This is a genomic window from Burkholderia sp. MSMB1078WGS, from assembly GCF_001528895.1.
In the GTDB taxonomy this organism is placed as follows: domain Bacteria; phylum Pseudomonadota; class Gammaproteobacteria; order Burkholderiales; family Burkholderiaceae; genus Burkholderia.
This window is the reverse complement of record NZ_LPDI01000075.1, coordinates 1-518: the sequence shown is the minus strand read 5'-3', so window position 1 is coordinate 518 and position 518 is coordinate 1. Positions and strand designations below refer to the sequence as shown.

The window sequence follows — 518 nt, the reverse complement described above, 5'->3', positions numbered from 1 at the left end:
TCGACGGGCATCAGCACGGCGCAAAGTGGGGTGACGTCGCTCTCGACCGGCCTGAGCTCGACGAACAGCTCGGTCACATCACTGTCGACGTCGGCGTCGACGGGCATCAGCACAGCGCAAAGCGGCGTTACGTCATTGTCGACCAGCCTGAGCGTGACCAACAGTTCGGTTGCTTCGCTGTCGACCGGTGTAGCAAATTCGGTGCAGTATGACAATTCGGCTCATACGTCAGTGACGCTGGGTGGTACAAGCGCGACTGCGCCAGTCAAATTGACCAACGTGGCAGCAGGCGTAGATCCGACCGACGCAGTAAACTATAGCCAGTTGAGTTCACTGTCGACATCGGCCTCGACGGGTATCAGCACGGCACAAAGCGGTGTGAACTCGCTGTCGACCGGATTGAGTACGACGAACAGCAGTTTGGACTCGCTGTCGACCTCGACGTCGAGCAGCGTCAGCTCGCTGTCGACGGGTCTGAGCACGACCAACAGCTCGGTGACGTCGCTGTCGACATCGGC

The 518-nt window shown here is 59.7% G+C and carries 1 protein-coding gene and 1 pseudogene; one reads left to right on the top strand and one right to left on the bottom strand.

Going from position 1 to position 518, the window contains the following annotated elements:
• Positions 1-215: hypothetical protein (locus WT24_RS35645; RefSeq protein ID WP_306453355.1), on the bottom strand; the 215-nt coding region annotated here is incomplete at its 3' end.
• Between WT24_RS35645 and WT24_RS35825 the strand changes: the two are divergent.
• Positions 154-518, top strand: a pseudogene (locus WT24_RS35825) (hypothetical protein); the annotation flags it as partial. The gene WT24_RS35645 and the pseudogene WT24_RS35825 overlap by 62 nt on opposite strands.